The organism is Mesorhizobium silamurunense (genome assembly GCF_014843825.1).
GTDB classification, from domain to species: domain Bacteria; phylum Pseudomonadota; class Alphaproteobacteria; order Rhizobiales; family Rhizobiaceae; genus Mesorhizobium; species Mesorhizobium silamurunense.
Map to the genome: position 1 here is coordinate 1 of NZ_JHQR01000130.1, position 15,466 is coordinate 15,466.

The 15,466-nt window shown below is 64.8% G+C and carries 17 protein-coding genes and 1 pseudogene; 4 read left to right on the top strand and 14 right to left on the bottom strand.

Going from position 1 to position 15,466, the window contains the following annotated elements; genetic code table 11:
- Together DH10_RS15220 and DH10_RS15225 are read left to right on the top strand one after the other, a co-directional pair.
- Positions 1 to 314: ROK family protein (locus DH10_RS15220; RefSeq protein WP_192384934.1), on the top strand; the 314-nt coding region annotated here is incomplete at its 5' end.
- A complete protein-coding gene (locus tag DH10_RS15225) occupies positions 307 to 1,398 on the top strand; it encodes an ABC transporter ATP-binding protein (protein ID WP_192254551.1) in 1,092 nt (363 codons plus the stop codon). The genes DH10_RS15220 and DH10_RS15225, both read left to right, overlap by 8 nt.
- A gap of 9 nt (positions 1,399 to 1,407) precedes the next feature.
- Here DH10_RS15225 and DH10_RS15230 read toward each other — a convergent pair whose 3' ends face one another.
- Positions 1,408 to 1,965 (bottom strand): hypothetical protein, encoded by a 558-nt coding sequence (locus DH10_RS15230; protein WP_192254549.1) that lies wholly within the window; start codon positions 1,963 to 1,965, stop codon positions 1,408 to 1,410.
- 12 nt (positions 1,966 to 1,977) lie between these two features.
- Positions 1,978 to 2,808: a class I SAM-dependent methyltransferase gene (locus DH10_RS15235; protein ID WP_192254547.1), complete on the bottom strand. Its 831-nt coding sequence runs from the start codon at positions 2,806 to 2,808 to the stop codon at positions 1,978 to 1,980.
- A gap of 85 nt (positions 2,809 to 2,893) precedes the next feature.
- On the opposite strand from DH10_RS15235, the gene DH10_RS15240 reads away from it, so the two are divergent.
- The gene (locus DH10_RS15240) at positions 2,894 to 3,841 is read left to right on the top strand and encodes a LysR family transcriptional regulator (RefSeq protein WP_192254546.1); all 948 of its coding nucleotides are present in this window, start codon (positions 2,894 to 2,896) and stop codon (positions 3,839 to 3,841) included.
- A gap of 4 nt (positions 3,842 to 3,845) precedes the next feature.
- On the opposite strand, the gene DH10_RS15245 is transcribed toward DH10_RS15240, so the two are convergent.
- The gene (locus DH10_RS15245) at positions 3,846 to 4,679 is read right to left on the bottom strand and encodes a helix-turn-helix transcriptional regulator (protein ID WP_192254544.1); all 834 of its coding nucleotides are present in this window, start codon (positions 4,677 to 4,679) and stop codon (positions 3,846 to 3,848) included.
- A gap of 98 nt (positions 4,680 to 4,777) precedes the next feature.
- On the opposite strand from DH10_RS15245, the gene DH10_RS15250 reads away from it, so the two are divergent.
- Positions 4,778 to 5,680, top strand: coding sequence for an SDR family oxidoreductase (locus DH10_RS15250; protein WP_192254542.1), 903 nt, complete (start codon positions 4,778 to 4,780; stop codon positions 5,678 to 5,680).
- 54 nt (positions 5,681 to 5,734) lie between these two features.
- Here DH10_RS15250 and DH10_RS15255 read toward each other — a convergent pair whose 3' ends face one another.
- The 11 genes and pseudogenes from DH10_RS15255 to DH10_RS15305 all read right to left on the bottom strand — a co-directional run.
- Positions 5,735 to 6,442, bottom strand: coding sequence for a GntR family transcriptional regulator (locus tag DH10_RS15255; protein ID WP_192254540.1), 708 nt, complete (start codon positions 6,440 to 6,442; stop codon positions 5,735 to 5,737).
- Positions 6,443 to 6,559: 117 nt separating this feature from the next.
- Positions 6,560 to 7,306 (bottom strand): aspartate/glutamate racemase family protein, encoded by a 747-nt coding sequence (locus DH10_RS15260; protein WP_192254538.1) that lies wholly within the window; start codon positions 7,304 to 7,306, stop codon positions 6,560 to 6,562.
- A gap of 11 nt (positions 7,307 to 7,317) precedes the next feature.
- Complete coding sequence (locus tag DH10_RS15265; RefSeq protein WP_192254536.1) at positions 7,318 to 8,040, bottom strand: ABC transporter ATP-binding protein; 723 nt, start codon at positions 8,038 to 8,040, stop codon at positions 7,318 to 7,320.
- On the bottom strand, positions 8,037 to 8,816 hold the full coding sequence (locus DH10_RS15270) for an ABC transporter ATP-binding protein (RefSeq protein WP_192254534.1): 780 nt from the start codon (positions 8,814 to 8,816) through the stop codon (positions 8,037 to 8,039). Before DH10_RS15270 ends, DH10_RS15265 begins: the two co-directional genes overlap by 4 nt.
- Positions 8,817 to 8,819: 3 nt before the next feature.
- Positions 8,820 to 9,806: a branched-chain amino acid ABC transporter permease gene (locus tag DH10_RS15275; RefSeq protein ID WP_246506399.1), complete on the bottom strand. Its 987-nt coding sequence runs from the start codon at positions 9,804 to 9,806 to the stop codon at positions 8,820 to 8,822.
- Between the two features lie 7 nt (positions 9,807 to 9,813).
- On the bottom strand, positions 9,814 to 10,680 hold the full coding sequence (locus tag DH10_RS15280) for a branched-chain amino acid ABC transporter permease (RefSeq protein ID WP_192254532.1): 867 nt from the start codon (positions 10,678 to 10,680) through the stop codon (positions 9,814 to 9,816).
- A gap of 82 nt (positions 10,681 to 10,762) precedes the next feature.
- Positions 10,763 to 11,965, bottom strand: coding sequence for an ABC transporter substrate-binding protein (locus DH10_RS15285; RefSeq protein ID WP_192254530.1), 1,203 nt, complete (start codon positions 11,963 to 11,965; stop codon positions 10,763 to 10,765).
- Between the two features lie 298 nt (positions 11,966 to 12,263).
- Complete coding sequence (locus tag DH10_RS15290) at positions 12,264 to 12,539, bottom strand: hypothetical protein (protein ID WP_192254692.1); 276 nt, start codon at positions 12,537 to 12,539, stop codon at positions 12,264 to 12,266.
- Between the two features lie 104 nt (positions 12,540 to 12,643).
- Positions 12,644 to 13,493, bottom strand: a pseudogene (locus DH10_RS15295) (sigma-70 family RNA polymerase sigma factor).
- The gene (locus DH10_RS15300) at positions 13,493 to 13,981 is read right to left on the bottom strand and encodes a carboxymuconolactone decarboxylase family protein (RefSeq protein ID WP_192254528.1); all 489 of its coding nucleotides are present in this window, start codon (positions 13,979 to 13,981) and stop codon (positions 13,493 to 13,495) included. Before DH10_RS15300 ends, DH10_RS15295 begins: the two are co-directional and overlap by 1 nt.
- Positions 13,982 to 14,085: 104 nt before the next feature.
- The coding region (locus DH10_RS15305) for an AAA family ATPase (RefSeq protein WP_192384935.1) at positions 14,086 to 15,466 on the bottom strand (1,381 nt) is incomplete at its 5' end.

Genomic DNA, 15,466 nt, shown 5'->3' on the forward strand with positions numbered 1-15,466 from the left:
GGCTCGGCGTCGGCTTCACCAACCTTTTGCATCTCTATTCGCCGGAGGTGATCGTCATGGGCGGCGGGCTCGCCAACGGCTTCGACCTGCTGGCGCCGGGAATCAGGGCGACGATCGATGAGCGCGCCATGCAAGCCTATCGCGACGTGCCGATCGTGCCGGCGGAGCTCGGCGACCGCGCCGGGCTGGTCGGCGCGGCAAGCCTGATCCTTTGGGAGGGCGAGCCGGGCACGGCGCTGGCGATGGTGCAGAACGACGAGACGAAGAACGGCGCCGGCGAAAAACCCGGCTCCAGGGAGGCAAGCCATGGCTGAGCTCAAGCTGCGCGGCGTTCGCAAATCCTATGGATCGGCCGAGATCATCAAAGGCATCGACCTCGACGTCGCGGATCGCGAATTCGTCGTCTTCGTCGGACCGTCCGGCTGCGGAAAGTCGACCTTGCTGCGCATGATCGCCGGGCTGGAGAAGATCACCGCCGGCGACCTCACCATCGATGGCGGGCGCGCCAACGATATCGACCCGTCCGAGCGCGGGCTGGCCATGGTGTTCCAGTCCTACGCGCTCTACCCGCATATGAGCGTGGCGGAGAACATGGGCTTCGCGCTGAAGATCGCCGGCGTGCCCGCGCAGGAGCGCGAACGCAAGGTGAAGGAAGCGGCCGACGTGCTGCAGCTTGCGCATCTGCTCGACCGGCGGCCGAAGGCGCTTTCCGGCGGCCAGCGCCAGCGCGTCGCCATCGGGCGCGCCATCGTGCGCAACCCGAAGGTCTTCCTGTTCGACGAGCCGCTCTCCAACCTCGATGCAGCGCTGCGCGTCAGCATGCGGCTGGAGCTGATGCGGCTTCATGAGCAGCTCCAGGCGACGATGATCTATGTCACGCACGACCAGATCGAGGCCATGACCATGGCCGACAAGATCGTCGTGCTCAACGCGGGCAACATCGAGCAGGTCGGCTCGCCGCTCGACCTCTACAACCGGCCGGCCAACATTTTCGTCGCCGGCTTCATCGGCTCGCCGAAGATGAGCCTGATCAAGGTGAAGGTGGCGTCAACCGGGGGCGAAGGCATCGGCGTCTTCCTGCCGGGCGGCAGGACGCTGACCGTGCCCGCCGAGGCGGGCGGCGCGAAGGCCGGCGACGAGCTGCTGCTCGGAATGCGGCCGGAGCATCTGAAGATCGCGAACGACGGACCGTTCAAGGGACAGGCTGCGCTCGCGGAGCGGCTCGGCAGCCTGACCATCTTCCATGTCGAGATCGCGCCCGACGTGTCGCTGGTGGTGCAGGCCGAGGGCGGCGACGCAACGCCGCTGCATACGCCGATCGTGCTCGATATCGCGGCGGCGGCCTGCCATCTGTTCCGGACGGATGGGCCGGCTCTGACGCCGCTGCAGCGGGCTTGATGGCCGAGATCATCGAACGGATGAACGGGAGCGAAGAGAGCTGAGGCCGCCTGCTTGCCGATCGCCGGAGGCCGGCACGATCTTGGGCTGAGGGCGCGCCAGCAGATAGAAGGCGGCGACGTGCGTGATCATCAGCAGAGGCACATAGACGATCGGGATCGCGTAGGCGGCGCCCAGTTGCCCCGCCAGGTCCGGAAGGTCGAGCACGGTGCCGTGGTAATAATCGACGACAAGGTCGACTATGCCCACTAGGTTGAAGGCGACCACGAGCGGCCAGAAGATCGAAGGCCGCCTCGCGCCAAGCAACGCCAGCATGGCCAGAAGTCCGGTCACGAAATCGCCATAGGCGGCGAAGACGACGAAGCCGGCGGGCAGGTTCGGACCGACGACGCCCGGAAGCAGGAAGACGAGCCCGAAGAAGCGGAAGCTGTGCAGCGTGGCTATTGCGCGCTGCGCCTCGGTGCGGTCCATGAACTTGAGCCTTGGCCAGATATAGGCGCCGAAGCAAAGCAGCCAGGGCACGTAGCCCAGAACGAGATGGATGTTGAAGATCGTCGCCGGCGACATTTTTGTCTCCTCTCAGCTCTTGTTTGGAACGGCCTCGAACACGGCGCTCAAGACACCCAGCCGGCCTTCCATGAGATTGCGCCCGAGATTGGCGGCGAAATCCGCGAAACCCGGCCCCATGACGACGCCGAGATTCAGTGAAGGCGGCGGCCCGGACGCCCGCAGCGCAGCGAACCACGTCTTCGCCTCGGCGGTATCGTCCTGCTGGACAAGCATGCGGAACCCGGCGGCCTCGATCGCCTCGCAGGTCGCGGCGGCGGATAGCAGGAAGCTTTCCGCCGGCGTCTTCGCCCAGGGAACCGGATAGTGCGGGTCGCCGCCGTTCAGCACGACGTCGAAGGTCGCGAACTTTCCGCCCGACTTCAGAACGCGCCTGATCTCGCGATAAAGTCGCGGCCGGTCCGCTATGTTCATCGCCACATGCTGCAGCAACACGACGTCGAAACCGCCGTCATCGAGGGGAAGCGCCAGCGCGCTGCCAGCCTTGAACGATACTTGTGCGCCCTGCCCCGTCCGCGCGGTCAGATACTGCGCGGCTTCGACAAAGGGCTCGCTGAGATCGACGCCCGTCACCTCGCAGCCATAGGTCGCGGCGAGAAAACGGGCCGGCCCGCCCACCCCGGATCCGACGTCGAGCACCGACATGTCGGCCGTGATGCCGGCCAATTTCGCAAGCTCGGCGGTCGCGGCGAGCCCGCGGGTGTGGAACTGGTCGAGGCTAGCCAGTTGTTCGGGCTTCAGCCGCTGCTCCTCTGGCCCCAAGGCCACCAGCACCGTCTTCAATCGCTCGGCCAGGCCGGTCGCGCGGTAGTGATCGCGCACGCGATCCAACTCGTCTGTCATTTGCCATTTCCCTTCAGGCTTCCGATCCGCGACACAGATACGACCGCTTTGTGCCGGCAACTATCCGCGATAATGTCGATGGGTCATGAAGCAGAACTTCACAGTCAGGCATGGCGCGCTCGACGGCGTCGAGGCGTTCCTGAGCGTCGCCAAGCATCGCAACTTCCGCAAGGCGGCTGCGGAGCTTAGCGTCACGCCATCGGCGATCAGCCAGGCGGTGCGGACGCTGGAAGCGCGTGTTGGCGCCGCGCTCTTCACGCGCACGACACGCAGCGTCGGGCTGACCGAAGCGGGCGAGCGCTTCTTCGCGCACGCCCGGCCGGCGTTCGAGGAATTGATCGCCGCCAGCGAGATCGCGCGCGGGATAGGACAGCGGCCGGCGGGACTTTTGCGCCTCTCGGTGCCGCCGGCGGTGGTGCCGACCCTGCTGGAGCCGATGATCGCGTCCTTCTGCCAGGCCTATCCCGAGATCGAGCTGGAGATCGTCGCAAGCGGCGAGCTTGCCGACCTCGCAGCCGAGGGATTCGACGCCGGCATCCGACTCGGCGATCTGATTGCGGCCGACATGGTCGCGGTTCGGCTGACGCCGCCCTTCCCGATGGTGGTTGTCGGCAGCCCCGACTATCTACGCCACCGAACGATGCCGGAACGCATCGAGGATCTGCGCCACCACGCCTGCCTGCGCCTGCGCCGCTCGAACGGTTCAGTCGCGCCGTGGCGCTTTGCCAAAGGCAACAAGGCGATCGAGGCAATCGTCACCGGACCACTCATCGCGCACGACTACCCCACGCTTCTCGGAGCCGCGATCCAGGGCGCCGGGCTTGCCCAGGTACCCAGCCCGATCGCCAGCCCGGCAATCGCGGACGGGCGCCTCGAAACGCTGCTTTCGGCATTCGCCGCCACATCGCCGGGTGTCTTTCTCTACTACCCGGAAAGGCATCAGGTGCTGCCCAAGCTGCGCGCGTTCATCGATCATATCCGCTCGCAAGGCGGCGCCGATGCTTCCCAAAAACGGGCACGGGCTCAGGCCTGATCTATCAGCCGGAGCGGGAAGCGATCAGCGATTGGATGCGTTCGGCGTCCGAACCGTTCACGGGGTTGTAGACCACCATGCCGAGTTCGGGGCGGCCGTCGACCGCGAAAACCGAGAATTCCAGCTCGATCAGCCCAATCTCGGGGTGCCGGAGACGCTTCACGCCTTCGCCGTGAGCGGCGACGAGGTCGTTGTCCCGCCACAGCGCTTCGAATTCCGGACTGGTCCGTGAAAGTTCCTCGACCAGTTCGGCGATCTCCGCGCCGGCGCCGGCGCGAGCGGCATCGGCCCGGAATGACCCGACCACGAAGCGGGCGACGCCTTGCCAGTCATCCTGCGCGGCGCGCACGCGCGGGTTGCCGAACATGAGGCGCAGGATGTTGCGCTGCTCGCGGGGAAGCTTCGAATAGTCGGTCAGCAGCGCGGCGGCGGCGCGGTTCCATGCAACGACGTCCCACGTCGCGGTCTTGATGATTGCCGGACTGGTCTCGAGGGCGTCCAGCACGCGCTGCAGGCGCGGCGTCACGCTGTCCACGCTCTTGTAGCGGACCTCCGGCGGACGCCCGAGGCCCAGCATGAACAGATGCTCCCGTTCGGGCTCGGTCAGCATGAGGCCGGTGGCGATGCGGTTGAGCACATCCGCGGACGGAGCCCCTCCCCGCCCCTGCTCCAGCCACGTGTACCAGGTCGGGCTGATATTGGCGCGCTGCGCCACCTCTTCGCGGCGCAGGCCCTGCGTGCGCCGGCGCCCCGTGGTGAAGCCGAAGGCAACCGGATCGAGACGCATGCGGCGGTCCCGAAGAAAGTTGCCAAGCTTGCTGGTCGCCTCGGCAGGCATTGCGATCCTGTTGACTATTATACCATGATAAGATCACTACTTTAACAGAATGAGCTATGGCGCGACAAGGGCCTCCGAACAACAGAGGAGCCCCTCCCATGCGTGTATTCCTTACCGGCGCGACCGGTTTCATCGGTTCCAGAATAGTTCCGGAACTCCTTGCCGCCGGGCATCAAGTGCTCGGCCTGACGCGATCCGACGCAGGCGCGCGCGCCCTTGCAGCCGCCGGCGCCGAGGCCCATCGCGGCGACCTCGAAGACCTCGACAGCCTCCGCGAGGGCGCGGCGCGCTCCGATGCCGTGATCCACACCGCCTTCGATCACGATTTTTCGAATTTCGTGGCGAACTGCGAGAAGGACAAGCGGGTGATCGAAGTGCTGGGCGGCGCGCTGGCCGGTTCGGACCGGCTGCTGCTCATCACCTCCGGCGTCGGCATGGGCAGTGCAGGGCCCGGACAAGCGGCGAAGGAAGATGCCTTCAACACCGAGCATCCCAATCCGCGCATCCTGTCAGAGCTTACCGGCGCGGCGATGGCTGAGAAGGGCGTCAAGGTATCGGTAGTGCGGCTGCCGCAGGTGCATGACACGGTGAAGCAGGGCCTGATCACGCCGCTCATCGAGGTGACGCGCGCCAAGGGCGTGTCAGCCTATCTTGGCGAAGGCCGCAACCGGTGGTCGGCGGCGCATGTGCTGGACGTCGCGAAGCTCTACCAGTTGGCGCTGGACAAGCAGGAAGCCGGCGTTCGCTACAACGCTGTCGCCGAAGAAGGCATTGCGATGCGCGAGATCGCGGAGACGATCGGTGGCGGCCTCAATGTGCCGGTGGTCTCGCTGTCGACGGAAGAGGCCGCGGACCATTTCGGATGGTTAGCCATGTTCGCCGGTCTCGACATGCCGGCCTCCAGCGCGTGGACGCGGGAGCATCTCGGCTGGCAGCCGACCGGACCGGGGCTCATCGCCGACCTCGAGCGGATGGATTATTCGCAGGCAGCCGCGGCCTGACGAGCGGGCGCCCGAGATTCTACGGCTCGGCTTTCCCAAGCCGAGCCACCTGACTTATGCGCGCAGCAAATCCGCCAGGCTGTCGGACTTCTCCACCTTGTCGGTGAGGTCCAGCCCCGAAAGCAGATCGACCAGGTGGCTGTTCATCAGGGCCGCGGCGTCGGCGCTGTCGCCGGCTTCGATCGCGTCGACCAGAGCGTGATGGGCGTGCTTCTCGCAGGTCGCGTCGCGGCGCTTCCAGTAGAGCGCGATGATCAGCGAGGAGTGCGAGACGAGGTCGCGCACGAAATTGGTGAACACCGAATGCGCGGCGATCTCGGCGATGCCGACATGGAAGCGCGCCGAAAGCATGATGGCGTCGCTGTCGCGGCCATCATGCAGCGCCTCATGCTCCTTCTCCAGATGTGCCCGCAATTGCGCGATGTCCGACGGCATCGCCGCCCTGGCGGCAAGTGCGGCCACCTTGGGCTCGATCAGCGCCCTCGCCTCGAACACCTCTCGCGCCTCGATCTTCGACGGCTGCGCGACGAACGCGCCGCGATTGGGCTCCAGCCGCGCCAGCCGGTCATGGGCAAGGGCCTGCAGGGCGGCGCGGACGACGGTGCGGCTCACCGAATAGATCGACGCCAGCTCGTCTTCCGGCAGCTTGGTGCCCGGAGCGAGACGATGGCTGACGATGGCGTCCCTCAGCCCATAGTAGATCGGCGACCAGCGCGCTGCCGGCTTGTCGTCGCGATCTTCTTCCTTGAGTACCGTCAACATGCTTTCAATGCGCAGGCCCGACGCGGCCCGTTCTGCCCCCAAATCGCCAGCGGCCAATCCAATCCTAATGTCGCTCGCGCCCCGGTCAATCCCGAGGGATCCGATCTCCCAGGGCCGCTAGCCGGGCGAACCGGCGCCTGCCGGCGACGCCGAAGCAAAGATGCCGGCGAAGCGCTTGCCGCGCGGCGCGGCATAGCCGCCGACCTTCGACGTCTTCAGACCAACCTTGAGCAGGCTCTCGGCCAGCGTCACCGCGCAGACGACGCCGTCGAGGACGGGAACGCCATGCTCCTCCGAAAGCTCGTGGGCGAGGTCGGCCATGCCGGCGCAGCCAAGCACGATCGCCTCGGCGTGGTCCTCGCGGATGGCGCGCGCGATCTCGTCCGATATCCTGTGCCTGGCATTCGAGCCTGGCTGTTCGAGGTCGAGCACGGCGACTTCGGACGAGCGCACTTTGGCGCAGCGCGAGGCGAGCCCGTATTTCGCCAGATTGTGCTCGATGGCGGGAACCGAGCGGGCAAGCGTGGTGACGACGCTGAACCTGCCGGCGACGAGGCTGGCGAGATGGAAGGCCGCCTCGCCGATGCCGATGACGGGAGCTTCGGTCGCGCAGCGCGCGGCATCGAGCCCGGTGTCGTCGAAGCAGGCGATCACATAGGCATCCGCCGCCGGCGCCTTGCCCATCTCGGCGATGATGCCCGGCACGGCGAAGACCTCGTCGAAATAGCCCTCGATGCTCGGCGGACCATCGGCCGGATTGACGGCGATGATCTCGGTTCCCGTGGACGCAACGCTTGCCGCCGCCTTGCCGATCTTGGCGGTCATCGACGCGGTGGTGTTGGGATTGATGACGAGTATGCGCATTAAAATCAGCCTCAGATCTCGCCGCCGAGATAAAGACGCTTGACCCGGTCGTCGGTCAGCAATTCGGCGGAGTTGCCGCTCAGCGCGACGCTTCCGGTGGTCAGCGCATAGGCGCGCTGCGAGATGCGGAGCGCCATGCGCGAATTCTGCTCGACCAGCAAAACGCTGACCTTCTCGTCGCGGTTGATGGCGACGATCGAGCGGGCGATGTCCTGGACGAGTTTGGGCGCCACGCCGAGCGACGGCTCGTCGAGCAGCAAAAGCCTCGGCTTCGCCATCAGCGCGCGGCCGATGACCAGCATCTGCTGCTCGCCGCCGCTCATCGTGCCGGCGGCCTGCGAGAAGCGCTCCTTAAGCCTGGGGAAGCGCCCCAGCACCATCTCCATCGATGCAGCGATTTCGGCCTTGCTGGAGCGCGTGAAGGCGCCCATCAGCAGGTTGTCCCTGACCGTCATATAGGGGAAGACGCGGCGCCCCTCCGGCACCATGGCGATGCCCATCTTGACGATCTCGTCCGGGGCGGCGCCGTCGATGCGCTTGCCGCTGTAGTGGATCTGGCCCGACCTGATCTTGCGCAGGCCGGTGATGGCGCGAAGGATCGACGACTTGCCGGCGCCATTGGCGCCGATCAGCGCGACGGTCTCGCCTTCATTGACCTCGAGCGAGACGCCCTTCAGCGCGTAGACGTGATCGTAATAGAGCTCGACGCCGGCGAATTTCAGGATCTGGTTCATAGGCCGATCGCCTCGTCTTCGCTGCCGAGATAGGCTTCGATGACCTTCTCGTTGGCCTGGATTTCCGACGGCGTTCCCTCGGCGATCTTCTGCCCGAAATTGAGGACCACGATGCGGTCCGAGATCTTCATCACGGCCGGCATGTCATGCTCGACCAGCAGGATGGTGAGGCCGAGATCGCGCAGGCGCCGCACCATCGCCACCATGCGCATCGTCTCGTCGTGGTTCATGCCGGCGAAAGGCTCGTCCAGCAGCAGGATCGAAGGGTTCGTGGCGAGGCCGATGGCGATGCCAAGCGCCCGCAAATGGCCGTGCGGTAGGTTGTGGGCGGTCTCGCCGGCAAGCGAGGCCAGGCCGAGCAGCGCCAGGATCTCGTCGGCCGATTGGCCGAAGGCTGCCTCGTCGGCCTTGGCCGTGCCCGTGCCGAGGAAGAAGCCGAACAGATTCGCCCTTGAGCGCAAATGGTGAGCGATAATGACGTTGTCGCGCACGCTCATATTCTTGAAGATCGTCGTTTCCTGAAAGGTTCGCACGACGCCCTTGCGGGCGGCGATGTGCGGCGCGAGGTTCGAGATACGCTCACCCTTCAGGCGCACTTCGCCGGATGTCGGCCTGAGGAACGACGAGATCAGCTTGAACAGCGTCGATTTGCCGGCACCGTTGGGGCCGATGACCGAGAGGATTTCCTTCTCGCGCACCGAGAAGGAAACGTTGTTGACGGCGACAAGACCGCCGAAGCGTTTCGTCAGGCCTGAAACTTCGAGCATGTCAGCCATGGCTCAACTCTTCCGGCTCGGGAGGGCGAGGCTGAGCAGCCCATTGGGTAAGACAAGCATCAGCACGATCATCAGGCCCGAGTAGATCAGGAGCTGGAACTGGCCGGTCTGGAAGAGCAGGTCCCAGCCGAAATAGAGCACCAGCGTGCCGAGCATTGGCCCGAACACGTAGCCAAGACCGCCGAGGAAACAGTTCAGCATGAAGTTGACGGAATCGGTGACGGTGAAACTCGACGGATAGATCGATTGCGAAATGGCAGCGAAGATCGCGCCGGCGACACCGCCGAAAAAGGACGAAACGGCGTAGGCGATGACGCGCAGATAGGCGATGTTGACGCCGATGGACGAGGCCAGTTCCTCGTTTTGCTGTAGCGACTGACAGAGCTTGCCGATACGCGAGTGAACCAGCCGGTACATCACCGCGAAGCAGACCACCATGAGCGTGACCGCCAGCAGGTAGAAGGCCAGGCGGGAATTCTGCAACGTGGCGAAATCGGGAATGATGGTGAGGCCGAAGACCGAGAGCGCGCCGGGAAGCGGGATGCTGACGATGCCCTTGGCGCCGTTGGTGATCGGCAGCGCCAGCGCCAGCAGCCGAGCGACCTCGGTCAGCGTCAGCGTCACCATGGCGAAGTAGACCCCGCGCAAGCGCAGTATCGGCAGGCCGATGAGCACGCTTGCTGCCGCGCAGAACAGGCCTGCGACCGGCAGCGTCGGCCAGAACGACCAGCCGTGGTTCATCACCAGGATGGCCGACACATAGCCGCCCATCAGCGCATAGGCGCCCTGGCCGATATTGATCCGGCCGATATAGAAGGTGAACCACACGCCGGCGCTGGCGATGCTGAGCAGTGCCACGGAGGTAAGCGTGTAATAGAGGTCGGTGCGGCCGCTCGCCGCGATCAGAACCGGCACGGCGATAAAGACGATCGCCAGGAAGGCAGCTACCGAGGCGATTTTCACGCTGAGCATCATGGCAGGATGCGTCATGGCACGATCAACCCCACGGCTTGCCCATCAACCCGTTGGGGCGGATCGACAGGAACACCATCAGCGCAGCAAAGATGGCGAGGTATGTGACGTCACCGTACTGACGCAGCACGGTAAGGCCGATCGACTCCATCATGCCGAGAATGAAGCCACCGGCGATCGCACCGCCCACGACGCCGGCGCCCCCGATCATCACCATCAGGAAGGCCTTGATCGAGATCGGCCCGCCGATGCCGGAATTGACGCCGGTAATTGTGACCAGAAGGCCGCCGACGATGCCGGCCAGCATAGCGCCCATGGCAAAGCCGATCATCGAATAGCGATCGACCTTGACGCCCATCAATTGCGCGGCGACGCGATCCTGGGCCAGCGCCCGCATGGCGCGCCCGACCCGGCTATACTGCATGTAGAGGACGAAGGCCGCGATGAAGATCAAAGCGAGGGCGCCGACGACCAGACGGTCGTAAGGCATGATGATGCCGCCCTCGTTGAAAACGCCTTTGACGATCTTGGGAACGCCGCGCTGCTTCTCACCGAACAACAGCAGGATGACCGCGTCGAAAAAGAAGGCTGTCGCCGCGGCGAGCAGCATCGTGCTTTCCTCGCGCAGGCTGCGCCTGATGACGGTGCGAAAGAGGAATTTCTCCATCAGGGCGCCGATGATGGCGAGCGTGATGCCGGACGCCAGCAGCGCCATCACGAAGGGCAGGCCGAGCTGGCCGTAGACGGTGTAAGTGATGAACCCGCCCAAAACGTACATCTGCCCGTGGGCAAAGTTCAGCACGTTCATCAGGGCGAAGATCAGGGTGAGGCCCAGCGCGATCAGCGCATATTGGGCACCGAGATACAACCCGTTGGCGATGACCTGTTCCATGGACACCTTCTGTCTTCCGCGGGGTCCGGACCATCGCCCGGACCCCCGGCATGCGGGAGGAAGCAACCTTAGGAACCTAACCCTAGTCGACGGAGCCGACGAACAGGGTCTGGAAAGCGCCGTCCTTATACTCGTTGACCACCATCGGCACGGCGAGCTGGCGCTTCTGGCCGAACGAGGTTGCGCCGACATAGCTCAGCTTGGCGTCGCCCTTCAGGAAGGGATTGGGCGCCGAGAAGGTGTCCATGGTCTTCTTGAATTCGTCGACGTTGTTGATGGCGGCCGGATTGGCCTTAAGCGTGTCGATGATGTATTCCAGCGCGTAGACCTTGGTGTTGGACTCGTCGTTGTACTCGCCAAACATCTTGGTGTAGCGGGCGACGAACTCCTTCATTTCATCCGAAGCAATCTCCGGCGTGGAGGCGCCGCCGACGGAGATGAAGCCGTTGGCATATTCGCCGGCGCCCTCCTCCAGAACCTTGGCGTCCTGCGCCGTTTCGGTCGAGATCAGGCCTTCGAAGCCGAGTTCACGGGCGGCGCGGATGAGCAGCGGCGCGTTGGCCGGCGCCACGCCCGACAGCACCAGCAGATCGGGCTTCAGCGCGACGATCGGCGTCAGCACCGGCGTGAAGTCACGGGTATCGTTCTGATAGGTGTCGTTCTGCGCCACGACATCGAGCCCGAGCGCCTTGGCCGCCTCGACGCCGCTGTCACGCTGGCTGAGCGGATCGGATTCGTTCGCGGCGACAAAGGCGATCGTCTTCACGCCCTTGTTTTCCTTTAGATATTTATAGATCGCCGGACCCGACTGGTAGTTGGCGATCATGCCGAGCACGGCATTCGAGGCTGGCTTCTGGTAAAGCGCCTTCGGGAAGGCATAGGGGAAATAGATGATGCCGTTTGCCTCGGCGACAGGGCGCACCGCGGCCGCGCCGTCATCGACATTCGGTCCGACCACATAGTGGATACCTTCCTGCGCCATCTTTTCCATGCCGGCGATGGCACGCTTGGGATCTTTCTGGTCGTCGAAGGTGACGATGTTGATGTTGTAGGTGTCGTCGCCGATCTTGACGCCGCCTTTTTCGTTGAGCCAGGCGGCGCGCGTCTGCATCGAGCGCACATTGGACGTGCCCCAGGCGGCGGCTGGGCCGCTGGTGACGCCAACGAAGCCGATTTTCAGTTCCTTGTTCTCAGCCTGTGCGGACGGAATGCCAACAGCGGCAATCGCCAGGGTCGAGACGGCGCCAAGCACCATCGATTTCAGAGTCGAGCGTCGGTTGATCATCTGCAGTTCCCCTTCTGGTTATCGCGCTTTGTTTTGCTCGTAGGCTTGCGCGGATGGCTTAAGGGAAACCCACTGCGACAGATTGTCAACATCTTTCTTGATTATTGTATACAATCGTTGGAAAGAATGTGTGCGATGGCCGATTTGCCTGCGGCAGGGCAGTGCTCAAAGGAGGTTACCGCCCGAGCAGCAGCCATCGTGGGCGAACCCGATCAGCGTTCGCAGGAAGAGTGAACAGAAACGGTTGTGGCTTGCCGACGGCCGTGCGCGCAGGTTCAACGCGCGCCGCGGGCGGCAGCTATTTTCCGCAATGATGATCGTTGATCTTGTTCAGTGCGTTCGCGTCCGGCCCCGTCCGGTGGTAGGAGCAGGCGCCCGCCGCCGTGGTGACCAGCATGGCGTCATAATAGCGTGGACCGCCGAACAGGATGTCGATGAGGTCGCCTTCGGCCGGAACATAGCGCTCCTGCTCGACCAGGCGCTTATGGTGCCGATCCCCGGCGAATGCCGGGCCAGATGCGCTAATGGCCGTAGCCAGAACGAGAGCGGAGATTGCAAGGCTTTTCGTCGTCATCGTCAGCAACCCTTCTGGCCATCCAGTACCCAAAAACATATAGCCAAAATCGCCAGCGGAACAAAGGTTCCGTCGGCGGCCTTGTGCTTCACCAGGCGCGGTTTCTAATGCAGGTGCCTCAGCTTGTCGGGGTTGCGCATCACATAGATCGCCGTGATCTTGCCGTCCTCGATGTCCAGCGCGGTCGTCTGGAGCTCGCCATCGGCTTCGAGCGTGACGAAGCCGGGCAATCCGTTGATGAAGCCAAAGCGGACAAGCTGCGAGCGGTTGTCCTTAAGCCAGGCGACAACGGTCGCGTATTGCTTCATCACGGCATCGTAGCCGAAGACCGGCGCAATAGCCGCCGGGCGCTTGCCGCCGCCATCGGCGTGGGCGCTGACTTCGGCGCTCAACATGGCGCCCAGCGCCGCCGCTGCGCGAGGCGTTGAAGAAGGCTTCGGCAAGCTCCAGGCCGCGCTCTTTCTCGACCTTGAAACGCGGCCGCGCCTCGCGGACATGGTTGCGGGCACGGGCGGCGAGCTGGCGGCACGCGGCTGGGTCGCGCTCGATCTCCGCCGCGACCTCCTCGAACTGCAGCCCGAAGACGTCGTGCAGCAGGAAGGCCGCCCGCTCGAGTGGCGACAGGCGCTCCAGCGCCAGCATCAACGGCAAGGCGACGTCGTCCGGTTCGTCTTCTTCGACGACAGGATCGGGAAGCCAGGAGCCGACATAGGTCTCGCGCCGGTGGCGGGCGGATTTGAGCTGGTCGAGGCAGAGGCGCGTGACCGTGCGGCGCAAAAAAGCCTCAGGCTCGCGCACCTCGGCGCGGTCGGCCCTCATCCAGCGGATGAAGGCCTCCTGCATCATGTCCTCGGCGTCGGCCAACGAACCCAGCATCCGGTAGGCGACCCGCATGAGCTTCGGGCGCAGCGGCTCGAAAGCCGCCGCCGCGCCCTCGGATGTTGACTCCGTCATCAAGCCGCGGCCGCCTTGTTGGAGGCCTTGGCATTGGCAGCCTTCAGGGCCGCCGGATCGACGAAGCCGCCGAAGCCGACCGCGATGCGGTTCCAGCCGTTGATGATATTGATCATCAAGGTGATCTTCACCCGCTCCTCCTCGGTGAAATGGTCCTTCAGCACTTCATACGCGGCCTCATGCGTATGGCCTTCGCTGATCCGCGTCAGCGCCTCGGTCCAGCCAAGCGCCGCGCGTTCACGATCGGTATAGCACGGCGCCTCGCGCCAGGCCGCCAGCAGGTAGACGCGCTGCTCGGTCTCTCCGCGTTCACGGGCATAGGTCGTGTGCATGTTGATGCAGTTGGCGCAGCCGTTGATCTGCGAGGCGCGTATCTCGATGAGCTCGGCAAGAGCCGGATCGAGGCTGGAAGCGATGGCGAGCGAGGCGCGGTGCCACTCCTTCATCAGCGACGGAGCGGCGGCGAGGGGGTCAAGTCTGGCAGTCATGGTCGGTTCCTTTCGTTGGTTCCGACCTCAAGACGAGTGGGGACCCGCCCAATGTGACATGGCGCCGATTTTTTTGCGCCCCGAAGCCCCGCTACGCGGCCCCACTACTCGAAAGAGTAGGTGAAGCCTTCCTTGGACGCGCCGACGGTGACCTTCGTCATCTTCGCGCCGTCCAGCGAGCGGTTGAGCACGCCGCGGCTGAGCTCCGGCAGCAGCGTGTTGGTGAGGATGGCGTCGATCATGCGGCCGCCGGATTCGATCTCGGTGCAGCGCGCCTTGACCAAGTCCATGACGCCGTCGCCGATCACCAGTTCCGCATCGTTGGTCGCCTTAAGTCGCCGTGCGATCTTGGCGAACTGGTGCCGGGCGATCGCCTCGATCATCGCATCCGACAGCGGATAATAGGGTATGGTGACCACCCGGCCGAGGAAGGCGGCCGGGAATACTTTCAGCAGCGGCGCGCGCAGGGCCGCGTCGAGATCGTCGATGCCGGTCCGCACGGTGCCGTTTTTCGTGCGGCCCATGATGACGTCGGAGCCGACATTCGAGGTGAGCAGGATCAGCGTGTTCTTGAAGTCGATGCGCCGGCCCTCGCTGTCGTCCATCATTCCCTTGTCGAAGACCTGGAAGAAGATCTCGTGCACGTCGGGATGCGCCTTCTCGACCTCGTCGAGCAGGATCACCGAATAGGGCTTTCGGCGCACCGCCTCGGTCAGGATGCCGCCCTTGCCGTAGCCGACATAGCCGGGTGGCGCGCCCTTCAGCGTCGAGACCGTGTGCGCCTCCTGGAACTCGGACATGTTGATCGAGATCAGGTTCTGCTCGCCGCCATAGAGCGTCTCGGCGAGCGCCAGCGCGGTCTCGGTCTTGCCGACGCCGGAGGGGCCGCAGAGCAGAAACACACCTACCGGCTTTTCCGGAGCGCCGAGCCCGGCGCGGCTGGTCTGCACGCGCCTGGCGATCATCTCCATCGCATGATCCTGGCCGACCACCCGCTCGGACAAGGTCGCGGCGAGCCTGAGGGCCTTTTCGGTCTGGCTGGACAGCATGCGTCCGGTCGGGATGCCGGTCCAGTCCTGCACAACCGCGGCGACCGCATTGCGGTCGACCGACGGCAGGATCAGCGGCGTCTCGCCCTGCGCCTCGGCTAGTTCCGCCATCAGTTCGCGCAACCGCGCGAGATCGGCGGCGGCTTCATCCGCCGGCTCAGCGGAAGCTGCTTCGGCCTTTGCAGCCTTGGCCCCCTTGGCTTTCGAGGCCTTGGCTTTCTTGGTCTCGGCAGCCTTGCTCTCGTCGGGCTTTTGCTCAGGCGCCTTTGCCGCACCCTCCGCGCTCTCTGTTTCCTCGCCGGCCTCGTCGGCTGCCGCCGCGTCGAGCGGCACGCCCTCGCCGCGCAGTTTGGCGCGCAGGTCGAGGATTTCGGCCACCAGCGCCTTTTCGCGATCCCAGCGCGCCTGGGCGGCGGCCAGGGTAGTCTCGGTTTCC

Bases quoted from the DNA above. Each gene is read 5' to 3' on its own strand.
- DH10_RS15255 (WP_192254540.1), bottom strand. From the start codon at position 6,442: ATGTTGACGGTACTCAAGGAAGAAGATCGCGACGACAAGCCGGCAGCG.
- DH10_RS15300 (WP_192254528.1), bottom strand. From the start codon at position 13,981: ATGACTGCCAGACTTGACCCCCTCGCCGCCGCTCCGTCGCTGATGAAG.
- DH10_RS15270 (WP_192254534.1), bottom strand. From the start codon at position 8,816: ATGGCTGACATGCTCGAAGTTTCAGGCCTGACGAAACGCTTCGGCGGT.
- DH10_RS15235 (WP_192254547.1), bottom strand. From the start codon at position 2,808: ATGACAGACGAGTTGGATCGCGTGCGCGATCACTACCGCGCGACCGGC.
- DH10_RS15245 (WP_192254544.1), bottom strand. From the start codon at position 4,679: ATGCCTGCCGAGGCGACCAGCAAGCTTGGCAACTTTCTTCGGGACCGC.
- DH10_RS15280 (WP_192254532.1), bottom strand. From the start codon at position 10,680: ATGGAACAGGTCATCGCCAACGGGTTGTATCTCGGTGCCCAATATGCG.
- DH10_RS15250 (WP_192254542.1), top strand. From the start codon at position 4,778: ATGCGTGTATTCCTTACCGGCGCGACCGGTTTCATCGGTTCCAGAATA.
- DH10_RS15285 (WP_192254530.1), bottom strand. From the start codon at position 11,965: ATGATCAACCGACGCTCGACTCTGAAATCGATGGTGCTTGGCGCCGTC.
- DH10_RS15240 (WP_192254546.1), top strand. From the start codon at position 2,894: ATGAAGCAGAACTTCACAGTCAGGCATGGCGCGCTCGACGGCGTCGAG.
- DH10_RS15225 (WP_192254551.1), top strand. From the start codon at position 307: ATGGCTGAGCTCAAGCTGCGCGGCGTTCGCAAATCCTATGGATCGGCC.
- DH10_RS15260 (WP_192254538.1), bottom strand. From the start codon at position 7,306: ATGCGCATACTCGTCATCAATCCCAACACCACCGCGTCGATGACCGCC.
- DH10_RS15275 (WP_246506399.1), bottom strand. From the start codon at position 9,806: ATGACGCATCCTGCCATGATGCTCAGCGTGAAAATCGCCTCGGTAGCT.
- DH10_RS15290 (WP_192254692.1), bottom strand. From the start codon at position 12,539: ATGACGACGAAAAGCCTTGCAATCTCCGCTCTCGTTCTGGCTACGGCC.
- DH10_RS15230 (WP_192254549.1), bottom strand. From the start codon at position 1,965: ATGTCGCCGGCGACGATCTTCAACATCCATCTCGTTCTGGGCTACGTG.
- DH10_RS15265 (WP_192254536.1), bottom strand. From the start codon at position 8,040: ATGAACCAGATCCTGAAATTCGCCGGCGTCGAGCTCTATTACGATCAC.